This window comes from Amphiplicatus metriothermophilus (assembly GCF_900199215.1).
GTDB classification, from domain to species: domain Bacteria; phylum Pseudomonadota; class Alphaproteobacteria; order Caulobacterales; family Parvularculaceae; genus Amphiplicatus; species Amphiplicatus metriothermophilus.
The window spans coordinates 381,527-400,778 of the sequence record NZ_FZQA01000002.1 but is presented as its reverse complement, the minus strand read 5'-3'; the positions used below and the strand labels follow the sequence as shown (position 1 = coordinate 400,778).

At 63.1% G+C, this 19,252-nt stretch carries 14 protein-coding genes; 13 read left to right on the top strand and 1 reads right to left on the bottom strand.

From position 1 onward, the window contains the following. The first annotated feature begins 114 nt into the window (after positions 1-114). The 5 genes from rplJ to CHB64_RS06635 all read left to right on the top strand — a co-directional run bounded on the left by rplJ (position 115) and on the right by CHB64_RS06635 (position 11,039). Positions 115-627, top strand: coding sequence for a 50S ribosomal protein L10 (rplJ, locus tag CHB64_RS06655; protein WP_089411813.1), 513 nt, complete (start codon positions 115-117; stop codon positions 625-627). Positions 628-684: 57 nt separating this feature from the next. Continuing rightward, positions 685-1,065 carry a 50S ribosomal protein L7/L12 gene (gene rplL / locus CHB64_RS06650; RefSeq protein ID WP_089411812.1) on the top strand — a complete coding sequence of 127 codons (381 nt, stop codon included), beginning with the start codon at positions 685-687 and terminating at the stop codon, positions 1,063-1,065. A 360-nt stretch (positions 1,066-1,425) separates the two neighbouring features. After that, a complete protein-coding gene (rpoB, locus tag CHB64_RS06645; protein ID WP_089411811.1) occupies positions 1,426-5,502 on the top strand; it encodes a DNA-directed RNA polymerase subunit beta in 4,077 nt (1,358 codons plus the stop codon). Between the two features lie 107 nt (positions 5,503-5,609). After that, positions 5,610-9,821: a DNA-directed RNA polymerase subunit beta' gene (gene rpoC / locus CHB64_RS06640; RefSeq protein ID WP_089411810.1), complete on the top strand. Its 4,212-nt coding sequence runs from the start codon at positions 5,610-5,612 to the stop codon at positions 9,819-9,821. A 147-nt stretch (positions 9,822-9,968) separates the two neighbouring features. Then, on the top strand, positions 9,969-11,039 hold the full coding sequence (locus CHB64_RS06635) for a glycosyltransferase 61 family protein (RefSeq protein ID WP_143265954.1): 1,071 nt from the start codon (positions 9,969-9,971) through the stop codon (positions 11,037-11,039). 139 nt (positions 11,040-11,178) lie between these two features. Here CHB64_RS06635 and CHB64_RS06630 read toward each other — a convergent pair whose 3' ends face one another. Further along, a complete protein-coding gene (locus tag CHB64_RS06630; RefSeq protein ID WP_089411808.1) occupies positions 11,179-12,432 on the bottom strand; it encodes a glycosyltransferase in 1,254 nt (417 codons plus the stop codon). Positions 12,433-12,832: 400 nt separating this feature from the next. Between CHB64_RS06630 and rpsL the strand changes: the two genes are divergently transcribed. The 8 genes from rpsL (at position 12,833) to CHB64_RS06590 (ending at position 19,234) form a co-directional block, all read left to right on the top strand. Then, entirely contained in the window at positions 12,833-13,204 is a 372-nt protein-coding gene (gene rpsL, locus CHB64_RS06625; RefSeq protein ID WP_089411807.1) for a 30S ribosomal protein S12, read from the top strand. A 9-nt stretch (positions 13,205-13,213) separates the two neighbouring features. Further along, a complete protein-coding gene (rpsG, locus tag CHB64_RS06620) occupies positions 13,214-13,684 on the top strand; it encodes a 30S ribosomal protein S7 (protein WP_089411806.1) in 471 nt (156 codons plus the stop codon). Between the two features lie 30 nt (positions 13,685-13,714). Beyond that, positions 13,715-15,793 carry an elongation factor G gene (fusA, locus tag CHB64_RS06615; protein ID WP_089411805.1) on the top strand — a complete coding sequence of 693 codons (2,079 nt, stop codon included), beginning with the start codon at positions 13,715-13,717 and terminating at the stop codon, positions 15,791-15,793. A gap of 93 nt (positions 15,794-15,886) precedes the next feature. Continuing rightward, positions 15,887-17,062 (top strand): elongation factor Tu, encoded by a 1,176-nt coding sequence (gene tuf, locus CHB64_RS06610; protein ID WP_089411804.1) that lies wholly within the window; start codon positions 15,887-15,889, stop codon positions 17,060-17,062. Between the two features lie 90 nt (positions 17,063-17,152). Continuing rightward, positions 17,153-17,464: a 30S ribosomal protein S10 gene (rpsJ, locus tag CHB64_RS06605; RefSeq protein WP_089411803.1), complete on the top strand. Its 312-nt coding sequence runs from the start codon at positions 17,153-17,155 to the stop codon at positions 17,462-17,464. Positions 17,465-17,484: 20 nt separating this feature from the next. Then, positions 17,485-18,294 carry a 50S ribosomal protein L3 gene (gene rplC, locus CHB64_RS06600; RefSeq protein WP_089412020.1) on the top strand — a complete coding sequence of 270 codons (810 nt, stop codon included), beginning with the start codon at positions 17,485-17,487 and terminating at the stop codon, positions 18,292-18,294. Continuing rightward, positions 18,294-18,911 carry a 50S ribosomal protein L4 gene (gene rplD / locus CHB64_RS06595; protein ID WP_089411802.1) on the top strand — a complete coding sequence of 206 codons (618 nt, stop codon included), beginning with the start codon at positions 18,294-18,296 and terminating at the stop codon, positions 18,909-18,911. The genes rplC and rplD overlap by 1 nt, the downstream gene beginning before the upstream one ends. Next, positions 18,908-19,234, top strand: coding sequence for a 50S ribosomal protein L23 (locus CHB64_RS06590; protein WP_089411801.1), 327 nt, complete (start codon positions 18,908-18,910; stop codon positions 19,232-19,234). The genes rplD and CHB64_RS06590 overlap by 4 nt, the downstream gene beginning before the upstream one ends. The last annotated feature ends 18 nt before the right edge of the window (positions 19,235-19,252 follow it).

The window sequence follows — 19,252 nt, the reverse complement described above, 5'->3', positions numbered from 1 at the left end:
GCCTGATCGGCGCGGGGCCTTTTTTAGGTCTCCCGCATCTTTCAGGCGTTTCGCCCTTGGCGGGACCGGATGGGCCGGTCTCGCCCATGCAGGACCGTGGAAGGGAAACGTCCGATGGACAGAGCCCAAAAGGCGGCGATGGTCGAGTGGATCGGCGGCGTGTTCGACAAGAACGCTGTCGTTGTGGTCGCCAATGGCGGCCTCTCGGTCGCCGAAATGTCCGAGCTGCGCGGCGAGCTTCGCAAGGCGGGCGCGAACATGAAGGTGGTCAAGAATCGCCTCGCCAGGATCGCCATCTCCGGAAAGCCCAGCGAAAAGATCGCCGATCTTTTCAGAGGGCCGACCGCCATCGCTTACTCCGAAGATCCGGTCGCGGCAGCGAAAGCCGTCGACAGCTACGCCAAGAAGAATCCCAAACTGGCCATCCTTGGCGGCGCGATGGGAGAGGAGACCCTCGACGACGCAGGCGTCAAGGCGCTCGCCGCCATGCCCTCGCGCGAGGAGCTGCTCGCCTCCATCGTGCAGACCATCATGTCGCCGGCTGCCAATCTGGTCGGCGCGGTTACGGCGCCCGGCGCGCAGATCGCCGGCGTTCTGGAGACTCTGGAGAAGCGCGAAGCCGCATAAGGCGTTTCGCCTGGCGGCCCCGATTCGCAATCACGCTTTGAAACTGGGAACCGAAAAATGACTGATCTCAACAAACTGGCGGAAGAACTTGTCGGCTTGACGCTGCTGCAGGCGGCTGAACTGAAGAACATCCTTAAGGAGAAGTACGGCATCGAGCCGGCTGCGGGCGCGGTCGTGGCGGCGGCCATGCCGGGCGCGGGCGCGGCGGCCGAAGCGGCCGAGGAGAAGACCGAGTTCGACGTCATCCTCGTCGACGCCGGCGCGAGCAAGATCAACGTGATCAAGGAAGTGCGCGCGATCACCAGCCTCGGCCTCAAGGAGGCCAAGGACCTCGTCGAGGCCGGCGGCAAGGCCGTCAAGGAAGGCGTGCCGAAGGCTGAAGCCGAGGAAATCAAGAAGAAGCTTGAGGCGGCCGGCGCCAAGGTCGAGCTCAAATAAGCTTGCCTTCGTCCGCCGATTGGCGGAAGCTTGCGGCGCGCGTAGGGCGGAACCGCCCGCGCGCGTCGGCTATGAAGGAAATGGGTCCGTTCCGGGATCCGCTGGACGGGCGGGATCGGACGTACATTTTTTGTCATGAGGGGTTGCGAGAGCGGCCCGACCCGCCTATTAACGGCGTTCGCCGTCGGCGCGCTAGGCTGGCGGCCCAGGCTTTGCGGCGACGTGCTTCGGTCAATCGAGTCGAAAAATCAGGTTTGAAAACCCGCGGCTGGCGGCTAGGCGGCCGGGCGGGTTTTCCGCGCACGCGCGCGCCCGGCGCGCCGCGCGCGCGGATTTGCGACGATCCCTTGTGAGGAACTCATGGCTCAATCCTTCGTTGAGAAAAAACGCATCCGCAAAAACTTCGGCAAGATCGGCGACGCGGCGCCGATGCCGAATCTGATCCAGGTCCAGAAGGACAGCTACGAGCAGTTTTTGCAGCGCCATATCCCGGCGGCCGAACGCCGCAACGAAGGTCTCGAGGCCGTTTTCCGCTCGGTGTTTCCGATCATGGACTTCACTGAGACTGCGGTGCTCGAATACGTCTCCTACGAATTCGAAGAGCCGAAATACGACGTCGACGAATGCCAGCAGCGCGACATGACCTACGCCGCGCCGCTGAAAGTCACCTTGCGCCTGGCGGTGTTCGAGGTCGACGAGGACACCGGCGCGAAGTCGATCCGCGACGTGAAGGAGCAGGAAGTGTACATGGGCGACATCCCGCTCATGACCGACAACGGCACTTTCATCATCAACGGCACCGAACGGGTCATCGTCTCCCAGATGCACCGCTCGCCGGGCGTGTTCTTCGATCACGACCGCGGCAAGACCCATTCCTCCGGCAAGCTTCTGTTTGCGGCCCGAATCATTCCCTATCGCGGCTCGTGGCTCGATTTCGAGTTCGACGCCAAGGACATCGTCAATGTTCGCATCGACCGGCGGCGTAAACTGCCGGCGACGACGCTGCTTTACGCGCTCGGCATGGATCAGGAGGAGATCCTCGACGAGTTCTACAGCCGCGTGCCGCATGAGCGCGTCGAGGGCGGCTGGACCACGCCTTACAATCCTGATCGGCTCAAAGGCGTGAAGCTCGAACGCGACCTCGTCGACGCCAAGACGGGGCAGGTCGTGTTCGAAGCCGGCAAGAAGCTGTCTGCGCGCGCCGCCAAGAAACTCGCCGAGGAAGGGCTCGAAAAGCTGCTTCTCAGCGATGAGGAGATGATCGGCCGCTACTTCGCCTCCGACCTGGTGAATTTCGAGACCGGCGAGATTTACGCGGAGGCGGGCGACGAGATATCCGCCAAGACGCTCGAGCTTCTCGATGAGATCGGCGTCGACGCTTTCGACACCATCGATGTTGATCACATCAATATCGGCGGCTACATGCGCAACACGTTGGCGGCCGACAAGAACCGCAACCGCGAGATGGCGCTCATCGACATCTATCGCGTGATGCGTCCCGGCGAACCACCCACGCTCGAGACAGCCGAAGGGCTGTTCTACGGCCTCTTCTTCGATCCCGAACGTTACGATCTGTCCGCCGTCGGCCGCGTGAAGATGAACATGCGCCTCGGCTTCGAGACCGACGATTCGGTTCGCACCCTGCGCAAGGAGGATATCCTCGCCGTCCTCAAGACGCTCGTCGATCTGCGCGACGGGCGCGGGGAGATCGACGACATCGACAACCTCGGCAATCGCCGGGTGCGTTCGGTCGGCGAACTGATGGAGAATCAGTACCGCATCGGTCTTTTGCGCATGGAGCGTGCAATCAAGGAGCGCATGTCGTCGGCCGAGCTCGAAACGCTGATGCCGCACGACCTTATCAACGCCAAGCCGGTCGCGGCGGCGGTGCGCGAGTTCTTCGGATCTTCGCAGCTCTCCCAGTTCATGGACCAGACGAATCCGCTCTCGGAGATCACCCACAAGCGGCGCCTCTCCGCGCTGGGGCCAGGCGGCCTCACGCGTGAGCGGGCGGGCTTCGAGGTGCGCGACGTGCATCCGACTCACTACGGACGCATCTGTCCGATCGAGACGCCGGAAGGGCCGAATATCGGCCTTATCAACTCGCTTGCCACGCATGCGCAGATTAACAAATACGGCTTCATTGAAAGCCCGTACCGGCGCGTCGTCGACGGCAAGATCACCGACGAGATCGTCTATCTGTCCGCGATGGAGGAGCAGCGCTACGCCATCGCCCAGGCCAACGCCGAGGTGGACGAGGACGGCCGGCTCAAAAACGAGTTCGTCAACTGCCGCGTCGGCGGGGACGCGACCCTCGTGCCGCGTGAAGACGTGGCCTATATCGACGTGTCGCCGAAGCAGCTCGTCTCGGTCGCGGCCGCGCTCATTCCGTTTCTTGAGAACGACGACGCCAACCGCGCGCTCATGGGCTCGAACATGCAGCGCCAGGCGGTGCCGCTCATTCAGACCGAGGCGCCGTTCGTCGGCACCGGCATGGAGTCGATCGTGGCGCGCGATTCCGGCGCGGCGGTCACCGCGCGCCGGCCGGGCGTCGTCGAGCAGGTGGACGCCCAGCGCATCGTCATCCGCGCAACGGAAGAGAAGGACCCGACCAAGCCGGGCGTCGACATCTATAACCTGCGCAAATTCCAGCGCTCCAACCAGTCGACCTGCATCAATCAGCGTCCGCTGGTGAAAATCGGCGACACCGTGCGCGAGGGCGACATCATTGCCGACGGCCCGTCCACCGAGCTCGGCGAGCTGGCGCTGGGCAAGAACGTGCTCGTGGCCTTCATGCCGTGGAACGGCTACAACTTCGAGGACTCGATCCTCATCTCCGAACGCATCGTGCGCGACGACGTATTCACCTCGATCCATATCGAGGAGTTCGAGGTCATGGCGCGCGACACCAAGCTCGGACCGGAGGAGATCACGCGCGATATTCCAAACGTGTCGGAAGAAGCGCTGCGCAACCTCGACGAAGCCGGCATCGTCGCCATCGGCGCCGAGGTCAACCCCGGCGATATTCTCGTCGGCAAGATCACGCCCAAGGGCGAATCGCCGATGACTCCGGAGGAGAAACTTTTACGCGCGATCTTCGGCGAGAAGGCGGCCGACGTGCGCGACACCTCGCTCCGGCTGCCGCCGGGCGTTTCCGGCACCGTCGTCGAAGTGCGCGTCTTCAACCGCCATGGAGTCGACAAGGACGAGCGAGCCATCGCGATCGAGCGCGAAGAGATTGAGCGCTTCGCCAAGGACCGCGACGACGAGCTGGCGATCCTTGAGCGGAACATTTTCGATCGCCTGAAGGCGCTTCTGCTTGGCAAGGAAGCCGTGTCGGGGCCCAAAGGCTTCGAAAAGGGCAAGGTGACGGAAGCCGCGCTTGAAGAACTGACGCGCGGCCAGTGGTGGAAGATCGGCCTCGCAGACGAGGCTGCGATGGGCGAGGTCGAAGCCCTCAAGAAGCAATATGACGAAAGCCGCTCGCGGCTAGAGGCGCGCTTCCAGGACAAGGTCGACAAGCTGAAGCGCGGCGACGAGCTCCCGCCGGGCGTGATGAAGATGGTCAAGGTCTTCGTCGCTGTGAAGCGCAAGCTCCAGCCCGGCGACAAGATGGCCGGCCGGCACGGCAACAAGGGCGTCATCTCCAAGATCTCGCCGATCGAGGATATGCCGTTCCTGGAAGACGGTACGCCGGTCGACATCGTGCTCAACCCGCTGGGCGTGCCTTCGCGGATGAACGTCGGCCAGATCCTCGAGACCCATCTGGGCTGGGCCTGCCGCGGCCTCGGCCATCATATCGGTCAGATTCTTGAGAAGTGGAGCGCCGGCGAGGCGAGTCGCGACGACTTGGTTGCCCGCATCAAGGAGATTTACGGCGAGGATCAGGTGCTGCCGCGCTCCAATGAGGAGCTGAAAGAGCTCGCGTCGAACCTGACGCGCGGCGTGCCGGTCGCCACGCCCGTCTTCGACGGCGCGCGCGAGGCCGAGATCGTCGAGATGCTGAAAGAGGCGGGACTGGATGAGACCGGCCAGGTCGATCTTTATGACGGGCGCACGGGCGAGAAGTTCACCCGCCCCGTGACCGTCGGCTACAAATATCTGCTGAAGCTGCACCATCTCGTGGACGACAAGATCCACGCGCGCTCCATCGGTCCGTACTCGCTCGTCACGCAGCAGCCGCTCGGCGGCAAGGCGCAGTTCGGCGGCCAGCGTTTCGGCGAGATGGAGGTGTGGGCGCTTGAGGCTTACGGCGCCGCCTACACGCTGCAGGAGATGCTGACCGTGAAGTCGGACGATGTCGCTGGCCGCACCAAGGTCTACGAGGCGATCGTGCGCGGAGACGACTCCTTCGAGGCTGGCATCCCCGAGAGCTTCAACGTGCTCGTGAAGGAAATGCGTTCGCTCGGCCTCAATGTCGAGCTGCAGAACGGCTAGGCCGCCGCTTTGTTTCAAGCAGGTTCGCCCCCTTGCGGGCCGCACTGAGAGACGAACCAAGAGTTTGATTTTCCGCGAACCCTGTTCGCACGAAAGATGAGGTCTCCATGTCCCAGGAAATGATGAACATCTTCAATCCGGCTGCGCCGCCGCAGACGTTCAATCAGATCCGGATTTCAATCGCGTCGCCGGAGAAAATCCTCTCCTGGTCATACGGCGAGATCAAAAAGCCCGAGACGATCAATTACCGCACCTTCAAGCCGGAGCGTGACGGCCTTTTCTGCGCCCGCATTTTCGGTCCGGTGAAGGACTACGAATGTCTGTGCGGCAAGTACAAGCGCATGAAGTACAAGGGCATCACCTGCGAGAAATGCGGCGTCGAGGTCACGCTCACCAAGGTGCGTCGCGATCGCATGGGCCATATCGAGCTGGCTGCGCCGGTCGCCCATATCTGGTTCCTGAAGTCGCTTCCCTCGCGCATCGCGCTGATGCTCGACATGACGCTGAAGGATGTCGAGCGCGTCCTCTATTTCGAGCAGTACATCGTTATCGAACCGGGCCTGACGCCGCTCGATCAGCGCCAGCTCCTGACCGAAGAAGAATATCTTCAGGCTCAGGAGGAATATGGCGAGGATAGTTTCACCGCCGGGATCGGCGCGGAAGCGATCCGCGAGCTTCTCATGGGAATCGATCTCGAGGCCGAGGCCGAGAGGCTGCGAGTCGAGATCGCCGAATCGACTAGCGAACTCAAGCCCAAGAAGCTCGCCAAACGGCTGAAGCTCATCGACGCCTTCATCCAGTCGGGCAACCGCCCCGAATGGATGATCCTCACCGTCATCCCGGTCATCCCGCCGGAGCTGCGCCCGCTCGTCCCGCTCGACGGCGGCCGTTTCGCCACGTCGGATCTCAACGACCTTTACCGGCGCGTCATCAACCGCAACAACCGCCTGAAACGCCTCATCGAGCTCAGGGCGCCCGACATCATCGTGCGCAACGAAAAGCGCATGCTGCAAGAGGCGGTCGACGCGCTCTTCGACAATGGCCGGCGCGGGCGCGTCATCACCGGCACGAACAAGCGCCCCCTGAAGTCGCTCTCCGACATGCTTAAGGGCAAGCAGGGCCGTTTCCGCCAGAATCTGCTCGGCAAGCGCGTCGATTATTCTGGCCGCTCGGTCATCGTGGTCGGTCCGGAGCTGAAGCTGCATGAGTGCGGCCTGCCGAAGAAAATGGCGCTCGAGCTCTTCAAGCCGTTCATCTATTCGCGCCTCGACGCCAAGGGACTGGCGGCGACCGTCAAGCAGGCCAAGAAGCTCGTCGAGAAAGAGCGCCCGGAGGTCTGGGACATTCTCGACGAGGTGATCCGCGAGCATCCGGTTCTTCTGAACCGCGCGCCCACCCTGCACCGCCTCGGCATTCAGGCTTTCGAGCCGAAGCTGATCGAAGGCAAGGCGATCCAGCTGCATCCGCTCGTATGCACCGCTTTCAACGCCGACTTCGACGGCGATCAGATGGCCGTTCACGTGCCGCTGTCGCTGGAAGCCCAGCTCGAAGCGCGCGTGCTCATGATGTCGACGAACAACATCCTGTCGCCGGCGAACGGCAAGCCGATCATCGTGCCGTCGCAGGACATCGTTCTCGGCCTCTACTACATCACGCTCGAAAAGGAGAACGAGCCGGGCGAGGGCATGGTCTTCGCCTCCATGGCCGAGATCGAGCATGCGCTCGAAGCGGGCGTCGTGACTCTACATTCCAAGATAAAGGCGCGCTGGGAATCGGTGGGCAAGGACGGCCGGCCGATCCGCGAGATCGTGGAGACCACGCCGGGCCGCATGAAAGTCGCCCAGCTCCTGCCCAAGGACGGGAACGTGCCTTTCGCGGTCGTCAACCAGCTCCTCACGAAGAAGACGATTCAGGGCCTTATCGACATCGTCTACCGCCATTGCGGCCAGAAGGCGACGGTCATCTTCGCCGACCGGATCATGGATCTCGGCTTCAAGGAAGCCTGCAAGGCGGGCATCTCCTTCGGCAAGGACGACATGGTCATCCCCGACGCCAAGCACAAGCTCGTCGAGGAGACGCGCGCGCTGGTGCGCGATTACGAACAGCAGTATGCGGACGGATTCATCACGCGCGGCGAGAAGTACAACAAGGTCGTCGACGCCTGGGCGAAGTGCACCGACCGCATCGCCGACGAGATGATGAAGGAGATTTCCAAGAAGCGCGTCGATCCGGAAACAGGCCGCGAGATGGAGATCAACTCGATCTACATGATGTCGCATTCGGGCGCGCGGGGCTCTCCGGCCCAGATGAAGCAGCTCGCCGGCATGCGCGGCCTGATGGCGAAGCCGTCAGGAGAGATCATCGAAACGCCGATCATCTCCAACTTCAAGGAAGGCCTGACCGTGCTCGAGTACTTCAACTCGACCCACGGCGCGCGCAAGGGCCTCGCCGACACCGCGCTCAAGACTGCGAACTCAGGCTATCTGACGCGCCGTCTCGTCGACGTGGCGCAGGACTGCATCGTCCGTGAAGAGGACTGCGGGACCGAGAACGGCATCGCCATCGAGGCGGTGGTGCAGGGCGGCGAGACGGTCGTCCCGTTGTCGCAGCGCATCCTCGGGCGCACCGCGCTGGAGGACATCGCCCATCCGCAGACGGGCGATATTCTCGCCCGCGCCGGCGATGAGATCGATGAAGCGCAGGCCGAGGAGATCGAAGGCGCAGGCGTGACGAAAGTTCGTGTACGGTCTGTCCTCACCTGCGATTCGAAATCCGGCGTATGCGCTAAGTGTTACGGGCGTGATCTCGCGCGCGGCAGCCACGTCAATATCGGCGAGGCGGTCGGCGTCATCGCCGCCCAGTCGATCGGCGAGCCTGGCACCCAGCTTACCATGCGCACGTTCCACATCGGCGGCACGGCGCAGGTCGGCGACACCTCGTTCATCGAGGCGAGCCATGACGGCGTTATCGCGCTGGAGAACCGCAACGTCGTGAAGGACTCTTCCGGCGACCTCATCGTCATGGGCCGCAACACCCTGGTGAAGATCGTCGACGAGAACGGCAGGGAGCACGCCTCTTACAAGGTCTCCTACGGCGCCAAGCTGCGGATCGACGAAGGCGCGAAGGTGGTGCGCGGCCAGCGGCTCGCCGACTGGGATCCCTACACCATTCCGATCCTGACCGAGATCGGCGGCAAGGTGAAATTCGAGGATCTCACCGAAGGCTTTTCCATGCAGGTGGTCGCCGACGAGGCGACCGGCATCGCAAGCCGCGTCGTCACCGACTGGCGGGCCAATCCCCGCGCGGCGGACATGAAGCCGGCCATCATCATCGTCGACGACGAGGGCAAGCCGCTTAAGTCGCAAACGACCGGCGGCGAGGTGCGCTACCAGTTGCCCGTGGGCGCCATCCTCTCGGTCGAGGACGGCGACGAAGTGCGCATGGGCGACGCGCTCGCGCGCATTCCGACCGAAGGCGCCAAGACCCGCGACATCACCGGCGGTCTCCCGCGGGTGGCGGAGCTGTTCGAAGCGCGCCGACCGAAGGACCACGCCATCATCGCGGAGGTCGACGGGCGCATCGAATTCGGCCGCGATTACAAGAACAAGCGCCGCATCCGGATCATTCCGACCGACGAAAACCTGGAGCCGATCGAGTATCTCGTTCCGAAAGGCAAGCACATCTCCGTGCAGGAGGGCGATTACATCGCCAAGGGCGAGTTTCTGATCGACGGCAACCCGGCGCCGCACGACATTCTCCAGATCCTCGGCATCGAGGCGCTGGCGAAATATCTCATCAATGAGATCCAGGAAGTCTACCGACTGCAGGGCGTGCCGATTAACGACAAGCACATCGAGGTGATCGTTCGCCAGATGCTGCAGAAGGTGGAGGTCTCCGACCCCGGCGACTCGATGTTCCTCAAGGAGGAGCAGGTCGACAAGCTGGAGTTCGAGGAGACCAACGCGCGCCTCGAGGCGGAGGGCAAGACGCCGGCCAGGGCCGCTCCCGTTCTGCTCGGCATCACCAAGGCCAGTCTGCAGACGCGCTCCTTCATCTCCGCGGCGTCCTTCCAGGAGACGACCCGGGTGCTCACCGACGCCGCCGTCAACGGCAAGGTCGACACCCTCGAAGGGCTTAAGGAGAACGTCATCGTCGGCCGCCTCATTCCGGCCGGCACGGGCGGCAGCCTGTCGCGCTATCAGCTCGAAGCCGACCGGCGCGACAAGGCGCTCCTCGCCGAACGCGAGAAGCGCGCCGCGGCGGCCCTGCCGCCGGGCGGCGAGGAAGCCCAGGCCGGCGAATCGGCCGCGGCGGAATAGGCCCTGTAGAAGAGAGACGCGAAACGGCGGCCTTTGCGGCTGCCGTTCTTGCGACAGTTGGAGTGCTGACGCGCGCCGTTCATGGTCGGCAGGTTGAGGGGACACGCAGCCTGATCGCCTCTTCGGCCTCGTGTAAGGGAACGAGCTTTGCGTAGCTACTCACTGACCCATGCCGCGCACCTAGCCCAGCGGGCGCTGTTTGGAGGCGCCCAGCCGCTCGAAGCCGTGTCCACGGATCGCATCGTTCTGCATCAGGCGGAGGAAATTATCTCCCCGCCCGCAATCTATCTTGAATCTGAACTTGAGAAGATACAGTCGTTTCATCCTGAAACGACGCGGGAGACGGAGGAGCGCCGCATCCGCGGCGGCGTCCATCGGCACGCGGCGACAGTGGCCTATCGACTCGAAAATGTCCGGCTGCGCGACGCTGGTTTCTATAAAGGCCGGTGGTCGATGTACTTTCCACGGATTGACTTAAAGGACAACGATAAGCCGGCGATTACGTCAAAGGCCGTATGCGCGCTTTCATCGTCTTATTGCGGGGTGCAATATTTTGGCCATTGGCTGAGAGACGATGCGACGACCCGATTAGTTGCGGAAACTTTTGGCGAACCATTGGCTATCCGCGCGCCTGATTGGCCGCATCGCGCGTTTTACGCTTCCGCTTTCGGACAGGACTGGACGCCTACTGACGCCGCTGACATTGAGACGCTCTTCGTTATCCGAGATGTTGGCCAGAACAGTCACAAGATTGCTCGATATCAAGAGCTCAGACGGCGCATCCGTCGAGCGGTGACGCCGAAATATACAGGACACGGCGTGTATCTCGCCCGCGGCGATTCCGGCATACATAAGCGGATCATAAGAAATGAACCAGAGGTTATTGATTTTCTCATCCGGCGCGGGTTCCATATTCTCGACGTTACACGCGACCCTATCGAAGAAATCGCCGCCACAATGCTGGATGCGAAATTATTCGTATCCATAGAAGGCAGCCAACAATCCCATGCCTTATATCTTCTGGGAGCCCCAGCCGGCTATGTCGCGATCCAGATGCCGACCATGGTAAACAATATCTGGAACGATTTTGCGGCGCAGATTTCGTGCAGATACGGTTTCGTCATTGGTGCAGCGCGAGACGACGGGGTTGAAGTCGATATCCCGGCTCTCGATAAGACGATCGACATGATTGCAGATGATATCGCGTGCCCAAAGTAATGCCTGTTGAAAGTGGCGCTCATGAGCGCTAGTCCCGCTCCCTATCCGCCGTACTGAAGTGATCGATGTCCTTGTCTTGCGCTGCGTCGGGGAAGGCTTTGCGCGGTTTTTGCTTGAAACTCATGATTCCGTAAACGAATCATGGCGTCGGCGCGACAGGCTCGGCTCGACGACCTTTGGCGAGTTTCCTGAGCTGCGCGATCCTGCGTTCGAAGGTCTTTTCAAATGTGTGCTCGCGGGCGAAGGCGAGGGCGCGTTCGGCATGAGCGATGATTTCCTCCCGCTCGCGGTCAAGCCGGGCGATTTCCCGGGCCGCCATGTCGGGCCGGTTCATCGGCGTCGACCATCCCGCGCCAGAGGCGCGCCGCAGGCCTTCAAAGGCGGCGTTATCGTATCCGATGATGGGAACGCCGCAGCCATAGGTCTCAAGATAAGTGCAGGACGGGTCCGACTGCGGATGGCAGCAAACGAACATATCGGCTCTGGCGCGCAGATAGGGCGTCAGCGAAGTTTCAAAATCGACGATTCCGTGCAGGATCACGCGCCCGCCGAGGCCGAGCCTTTCTATCGCCTCCTTGATCTCCTCCTCCAGCGAGCCGGCCCCGAACACGTCAAGAGTGAAGTCGACGCCGAGAGTCATAAGGGCTTGTGCGACGGCCGGAAGATCCTGCGCGCCCTTGATGCGCTCAAGCCGGCCTGTGAAGACGAGGCGCAATGGCTCGCCGGCGCGCAGCCGCGCGGAGCGGGCGGCCATTTCCTCCGGGCGGGCGAGCATATCCTCGCGGGTGCGGGAATCGAAAAACAGGAGCATATTCGACTGACGCCGGCTGTAGCTGGCGAAGGCCGGCGCGCCGTTGGCCTGCACGCCGTCGGCGCGCGCGAAAGCGCGCAGTCGCCGGCGTTCCGTCAGCCAGGTCCAGGCGAGCGTCTTTATGCGCCTGACGAGCGGCGCGCCGTTGGTCCAGATCATCCGGTAACGATTCGCCTGATCGTGCTCGACGATGTAACAGATCGCCGGCCTGCCTTCGCCATTCAAAAGAGCAGGCAAATGAAGCTGGTCGTGCATGTCGCCGCCTGCGAGAATCACGGCCGCGCCGCGCAGATGCGTCGTCTCGATCGGACCTTGCTCCGGCAGTTCGATCAGACGGAAAGGCAGGGAGCCAGGTTCGAAGGCCGCGCCGAAGGGGATGGCGCCTTCCTCGGCCGGGCGCATCGCCGCGCTGATCGGGCCGCCCCACAGGCGAGCGTTCAGGCGCATGCCCTCTACGAATTTCGTATCGAGCCAGAGCTTTCCGGCCCGCCGGGCGAAACCGACGCTTGGGATGACCATAAGCTCGCCGGACGCGCCGGGGGTGCGGTCGGGGTCTTGGTCGTTCATGGCAGGAACGGTCATCGGTTCTTCCGGGGCTGGCGCTCTCTAAAAGTTCCGCTACACGAGGCTATTCAAAAACCAAACCGGACGCGAGAGGAGCTGCGGCGCAAGAAGGGCGCTTGAAAAGGGCGAAGGAAAGCGACGCAAACGCGCGAAAATTTTGCGACGGCGTATTGACCGGCGCGATTCGCGCCTATAGGTTCCGCGCCGCTGGAAAGGCCGGCTGTCAGCGGCGCCTGGGGATTGTCCCTCGGGCGCGACTGAAACGCGGCCAGCCCTGCCGAAGACATTGTAGTGCAGTTTACTGAGCGGCGTTCCGCCCCGACCGGAGCCCCGCTCGTTTGCGTCGTTTCAGGTTTCGCTGAGGCGGCGCGACAGATGACGGGGGCAGGCCCCTGATTGGCGAGGATTTGGAGAACGAATGCCGACGATCCAACAGCTGATCCGCAAGCCGCGGAAGCCGCGCCGGAAGATCAACAAGGTCCCGGCGATGCAGGCTTGCCCGCAGAAGCGGGGCGTGTGCACGCGCGTTTACACGACCACGCCGAAAAAGCCGAATTCCGCCTTGCGGAAGGTCGCCAAGATCCGCCTGACCAACGGCTATGAGGTCATCGGCTATATCCCCGGCGAGGGGCACAACCTGCAGGAGCACTCGGTGGTGCTGATCCGGGGCGGGCGCGTGAAGGACCTGCCGGGCGTGCGCTACCATATCATCCGCGGCGTGCTCGACACGCAGGGCGTCAAGGATCGCAAGCAGCGCCGGTCTCTCTACGGCGCCAAACGGCCGAAATAGGATCGCGTCATGTCCCGTCGTCGCAGAGCTGACAAGCGCGTCGTCCACCCCGATCCGAAGTTCGGGGACCGGACGGTGTCGAAATTCATGAATTACGTGATGGCGGACGGCAAGAAGTCCGCCGCCGAGAAGATCGTTTACGGCGCGTTCGACAAGATCGAGCAGAAGCTGCGCCGTGCGCCGGTCGAGCTCTTCAAGGAGGCGATCGACAACGTGACGCCGTCGATCGAGGTTCGTTCGCGCCGGGTCGGCGGCGCCACCTATCAGGTGCCGGTCGAGGTGCGCCCCGAGCGCAAGCTCGCGCTCGCCATGCGCTGGATCATTTCGGCCGCCCGCGCGCGCAACGAGACGACCATGATCGACCGCCTGTCGAACGAGATCATCGACGCCGCCCAGAACCGCGGCGCCGCTGTCAAGAAACGCGAGGACACGCACCGGATGGCCGAGGCGAACCGCGCCTTCTCGCACTACCGCTGGTAAGTCCCGCTGCAGAGTAACTGGATCGCTGTCATGGCCCGCACGCACAAACTCGAAGATTATCGAAATTTCGGCATCATGGCGCATATCGACGCCGGAAAGACGACCACGACCGAGCGCGTGCTCTATTATACGGGCAAGAGCCACAAGATCGGCGAGGTCCACGACGGCGCGGCGACCATGGACTGGATGGAGCAGGAGCAGGAGCGGGGGATCACCATCACCTCGGCCGCCACGACCTGCTTCTGGAAGGGCAAGCGACTCAACATCATCGACACGCCCGGCCACGTCGATTTCACTATCGAGGTCGAGCGTTCCTTGCGCGTTCTCGACGGGGCGGTGTGCGTGCTCGACGGCAACCAGGGCGTCGAGCCGCAGACGGAAACCGTCTGGCGCCAGGGCGACAAATATCAGGTGCCGCGCATCATCTTCGCCAACAAGATGGACAAGATCGGCGCGGATTTTTACTTCTGCCTCGACACCATCAAGCAGCGTCTGGGCGTGAAGGCGGTGCCGCTTCAGCTGCCCATCGGCGTTGAGAGCGATTTCCGCGGGGTCGTCGACCTTCTGGAGATGAAGGCGATCATCTGGGAGGAGGAGACCCTCGGCGCCACCTTTCATGAAGAGCCGATCCCGGACGATCTGAAAGATAAGGCCGAGGAGTACCGTAACAACCTGATCGAGGCCGCCGTCGAACTCGACGACGACGCGATGACGGCCTATCTCGAAGGTCGGGAGCCCGACATCGATACGCTCAAGGCGCTCATCCGCAAGGCGGTGCGCACGCTCGCCTGGTACCCGGTGCTGTGCGGTTCGGCGTTCAAGAACAAGGGCGTGCAGCCGCTGCTCGACGCTGTCGTGGATTATCTGCCGAGCCCGCTCGACGTGCCGCCGATCAGAGGGCATCTGCCGGATTCGGAAGAGGAAGTGACGCGCAAGTCCTCCGACGACGAGCCGCTGGCCATGCTCGCTTTCAAGATCATGAACGATCCGTTCGTCGGCTCGCTGACCTTCTGCCGGGTTTATTCCGGCAAGGTCGAGTCCGGCTCGTCCGTGCTCAACACCGTCAAGGGCAAGCGCGAGCGCATTGGCCGGATGTTGCAGATGCACGCCAACTCCCGCGAAGAGATCAAGGAAGCGCACGCCGGCGACATCATCGCCATCGTCGGCCTCAAGGACACGACGACGGGCGACACGCTGTGCGATCCGAACAAGCCGGTCGTCCTTGAGCGAATGGAGTTCCCCGAGCCGGTCATCGAGCTCGCCGTCGAGCCCAAGACAAAGGCCGACCAGGAGAAAATGGGCCTCGCCCTGCAGCGCCTCGCGGCTGAAGACCCGTCCTTCCGCGTGTCCACGGACGAAGAGTCCGGCCAGACCATCATCAAGGGCATGGGCGAGCTTCACCTCGACATCATCGTCGACCGCATGAAGCGCGAGTTCAAGGTCGAAGCGAATATCGGCGCGCCGCAGGTCGCCTATCGCGAGACCATCACCAAGCCCTACACCATCGATTACACCCACAAGAAGCAGACCGGCGGCTCCGGCCAGTTCGCCCGCGTGAAGATGAACATCATTCCCGGCGAGCCGGGAACGGGCTATGAATTCGAGTCGAAAATCGTCGGCGGCGCAATTCCTAAGGAATACATCCCGGGCGTGCAGAAGGGCATCGACTCGGTGCGCGAGGCGGGCCTGCTCGTCGGCTTCCCGATCCTTGATTTCAAGGTGGAGCTCATCGACGGCGCTTATCACGACGTCGACTCCTCGGTACTCGCCTTCGAAATCGCGGCGCGCGCCGCGATGCGCGAGGCCAAGCCGCATCTCGGCCTCGCCCTCTTGGAGCCGATCATGAAGGTCGAGGTCGTTACGCCGGAGGAGTACACCGGCGGCGTCATCGGCGACCTCAACTCCCGCCGCGGCCAGATCCAGAGCCAGGAGATGCGCGGCAACGCCAACGTGATCCACGCCATGGTGCCGCTCGCCAACATGTTCGGCTACGTGAACAACCTGCGGTCCATGACTCAGGGCCGGGCGAACTACACCATGCAGTTCGACCACTATGAGAAAGTGCCGCAGGCGGTGGCGGACGAGGTCCGCGCCAAGCTGGCCGGTTAGGGGCCTTGAGGAAAGGAGCCTTCCTCCGCGGGAGCGTGGAAGCGGCAGGTGAACGAAAACCAGGAATGTCGTCAGGAGACGGAGAGACGTAAAATGGCAAAAGCAAAGTTTGAGCGCACGAAGCCGCATGCGAACGTCGGCACGATCGGTCACGTCGATCACGGCAAGACGACCCTGACGGCCGCCATCACAAAATATTTCGGCGAGTTCAAGGCGTACGATCAGATCGACGCCGCGCCGGAGGAAAAGGCGCGGGGCATCACGATCTCGACCGCCCATGTCGAATATGAGACCGAGAACCGCCACTACGCCCATGTGGACTGCCCGGGCCACGCCGACTACGTGAAGAACATGATCACCGGCGCGGCGCAGATGGATGGCGCGATCCTCGTGGTCAACGCCGCCGACGGCCCGATGCCGCAGACCCGCGAGCACATCCTGCTCGCCCGTCAGGTCGGCGTGCCGGCGATCGTCGTCTATCTCAACAAGGTCGACCAGGTCGACGATCCGGAGCTTCTCGATCTCGTCGAGATGGAGGTGCGCGAGCTGCTGTCGTCCTACGAGTTCCCTGGCGATGAAATCCCGATCATCAAGGGTTCTGCGCTAGCCGCGCTCGAAGGCCGCGATCCGGAAATCGGCGAAAACTCCATTCGTGAACTGATGAAGGCCGTCGACGAGTACATTCCAACGCCGGAGCGTCCGATCGATCAGCCCTTCCTGCTGCCGATCGAGGACGTGTTCTCGATCTCCGGCCGCGGAACGGTGGTCACGGGCCGCGTCGAGCGCGGCGTCGTTCAGGTCGGCGACGAGCTCGAGATCGTCGGCATCCGCGACACCCAGAAGACGACGTGCACGGGCGTCGAAATGTTCCGCAAGCTGCTCGATCGCGGCGAGGCGGGCGACAATGTCGGCGTCCTTCTACGCGGCATCGAGCGTACGGCGGTCGAGCGCGGCCAGGTGCTCTGCAAGCCGGGCTCGGTGACGCCGCACAAGAAGTTCATGGCTGAAGCCTACATCCTCACCAAGGAAGAGGGCGGGCGCCACACGCCGTTCTTCTCGAACTACCGTCCGCAGTTCTATTTCCGCACCACCGACGTGACCGGCATCGTCACGCTTAAGGAAGGCACGGAAATGGTCATGCCGGGCGACAATGTCGAGCTCAATGTCGAGCTGATCGTGCCTATCGCCATGGAGGAGAAGCTGCGCTTCGCCATCCGCGAGGGCGGCCGCACGGTCGGCGCCGGCATCGTCTCGAAGATCATCGAGTAGGCCATAGCTGCAAGTCAGCGCGGGCCGGTCGTTTTCGCCGGTCCGCGCTTTTCTTCTCGGAACGGAACCGTCAAGCGAAGCGTCAGGACCATGCAACAGAACATCCGCATCAGGCTGAAGGCGTTCGACCATCGCGTGCTCGACGCTTCGACGAAGGAAATCGTCAACACGGCCAAGCGCACCGGCGCGCAGGTTCGCGGACCGATCCCGCTGCCCACGCGCATTGAGCGTTTCACCGTCAACCGCTCGCCGCACATCGACAAGAAGAGCCGCGAGCAGTTCGAAATGCGCACGCACAAGCGCGTGCTCGACATCGTTGATCCGACGCCGCAGACGGTCGACGCGCTGATGAAGCTCGACCTGTCGGCGGGCGTCGACGTCGAAATCCGGCTCGGCGCTTAAAGGGGCCCGGAGGAATGGAAATGCGGACCGGTCTCATCGCGAAGAAAGTCGGCATGACGCGGATCTACCGCGAGGACGGCGCGCACGTGCCGGTCACGGTGCTGCATGTCGACAACTGCCAGGTTGTCGGCCAGCGCACGAAGGACAAGCACGGCTATGTCGCGTTGCAGCTCGGCGCCGGCGAGAAGAAGGCCAAGCGCGTGAACAAGGCCGAGCGCGGCCAGTTCGCGAAGATCAGCGTGGCCCCGAAAGCCAAGATCGCCGAGTTCCGCGTGTCGGAGGATAATCTCGTCGACGTCGGCGCCGCGCTTTCGGCCGAGCACTTCGTGCCCGGACAGAAAGTCGATATTTCGGGCGTGACCATCGGCAAGGGCTTCGCCGGCGCCATGAAGCGGCACAATTTCGGCGGTCTGCGCGCTACGCATGGCGTGTCGATTTCGCACCGCTCGCATGGCTCGACCGGCCAGCGCCAGGATCCCGGCAAGGTCTTCAAAGGCAAGAAGATGGCCGGCCATATGGGCGTGGCGCAGCGCACGACGCAGAACATCGAGGTGGTTCGCGTCGACGGCGCGCGCGGGCTCATTCTGGTCAAGGGCGCGGTCCCCGGCCCCAAGGGCGGCTGGGTGATGATCCGCGACGCGGTGAAGGCGCCGCTGCCGGAGAACGCGCCGAAGCCTGCCGCGCTCCTCGAGAAGGAAGCGCCTGTCGACTCGCCCCAGCCGGCCTCGCCAGAAGCGGAGATGATCGCCGAAGGCGCGCCGGTCACGGACGCGCCGGCTCAAGGCGCGGCCGACGTCGGGACCGAAAAAGACAAGAAGGGCGACGAATAATGAAAGTCGACGTTCTCAGCTTCGACAACAAGAAGGCCGGGTCGATCGATCTTGACGACGCGGTCTTCGGGCTCGAGCCGCGCCGCGACATCCTGCACCGCATGGTGGTCTACCAGCTCGCCAAGCGCCAGCAGGGCACGCACAAGGCGAAGCCGCGCAACGAGGTCAAGGCGACCTCGAAGAAGATGCACCGCCAGAAGGGCACCGGCGGCGCCCGGCACGGCAACAAGGCTGCGCCGCAATTCCGCGGCGGCGGCGTGGCGCATCCGCCGCGCCCGCGCAGCCACGCGATCGGTCTGCCGAAAAAGGTGCGCCGTCTGGCGCTCAAGCACGCCCTTTCGGCCAAGCAGGCCGCCAAGGAGCTGATTGTCGTCGATCAGGCCTTGCTCGACGAGGCGAAGACCAAGGCGCTCATCGAGGCTTTCGGCAAGCTCGGCCTGTCGAACGCGCTGATCGTCGACGCCGAGGTCGATGAAAAGTTCCGCCTGGCGGCCCGGAATATTCCGGACGTGGACGTTCTGCCGGTCGTGGGCGCCAATGTGTACGACATCCTCCGCCGCGAGAAGCTGGTGCTGACCAAAGCGGCGGTCGAAGGGCTGGAGGCCCGCCTGAAATGAGCAAGACGGCGAAAAGCAAGAAGGCGGCCGGCGTCGTCGAGAAGCATTACGACACGCTGATCGCGCCGGTCATCACCGAGAAGTCGACGATCGCGACGGAGAACAATCAGGTGGTGTTCCGCGTGCCGCTCGACGCGACCAAGCCCGAGATCGCCGAAGCGGTCGAGGCGCTTTTCAAGGTCAAGGTGAAGGCGGTCAACACGCTGCGCGCAAAGGGCAAGACCAAGCAGTTTCGCGGCCGGCCGTATGCGCGCTCGACCGTGAAGAAGGCGATCGTCACCCTTGAGGAAGGGCACTCGATCGACGTGACGACGGGGCTCTAACCGGACGGATACGGACCA

What these genes read in the sequence shown, in the direction of transcription:
- rplJ (WP_089411813.1), top strand. Translation starts at nt 115, where the DNA reads ATGGACAGAGCCCAAAAGGCGGCGATGGTCGAGTGGATCGGCGGCGTG.
- rplL (WP_089411812.1), top strand. Translation starts at nt 685, where the DNA reads ATGACTGATCTCAACAAACTGGCGGAAGAACTTGTCGGCTTGACGCTG.
- rpoB (WP_089411811.1), top strand. Translation starts at nt 1,426, where the DNA reads ATGGCTCAATCCTTCGTTGAGAAAAAACGCATCCGCAAAAACTTCGGC.
- rpoC (WP_089411810.1), top strand. Translation starts at nt 5,610, where the DNA reads ATGTCCCAGGAAATGATGAACATCTTCAATCCGGCTGCGCCGCCGCAG.
- CHB64_RS06630 (WP_089411808.1), bottom strand. Translation starts at nt 12,432, where the DNA reads ATGACCGTTCCTGCCATGAACGACCAAGACCCCGACCGCACCCCCGGC.
- rpsL (WP_089411807.1), top strand. Translation starts at nt 12,833, where the DNA reads ATGCCGACGATCCAACAGCTGATCCGCAAGCCGCGGAAGCCGCGCCGG.
- rpsG (WP_089411806.1), top strand. Translation starts at nt 13,214, where the DNA reads ATGTCCCGTCGTCGCAGAGCTGACAAGCGCGTCGTCCACCCCGATCCG.
- fusA (WP_089411805.1), top strand. Translation starts at nt 13,715, where the DNA reads ATGGCCCGCACGCACAAACTCGAAGATTATCGAAATTTCGGCATCATG.
- tuf (WP_089411804.1), top strand. Translation starts at nt 15,887, where the DNA reads ATGGCAAAAGCAAAGTTTGAGCGCACGAAGCCGCATGCGAACGTCGGC.
- rpsJ (WP_089411803.1), top strand. Translation starts at nt 17,153, where the DNA reads ATGCAACAGAACATCCGCATCAGGCTGAAGGCGTTCGACCATCGCGTG.
- rplC (WP_089412020.1), top strand. Translation starts at nt 17,485, where the DNA reads ATGCGGACCGGTCTCATCGCGAAGAAAGTCGGCATGACGCGGATCTAC.
- rplD (WP_089411802.1), top strand. Translation starts at nt 18,294, where the DNA reads ATGAAAGTCGACGTTCTCAGCTTCGACAACAAGAAGGCCGGGTCGATC.
- CHB64_RS06590 (WP_089411801.1), top strand. Translation starts at nt 18,908, where the DNA reads ATGAGCAAGACGGCGAAAAGCAAGAAGGCGGCCGGCGTCGTCGAGAAG.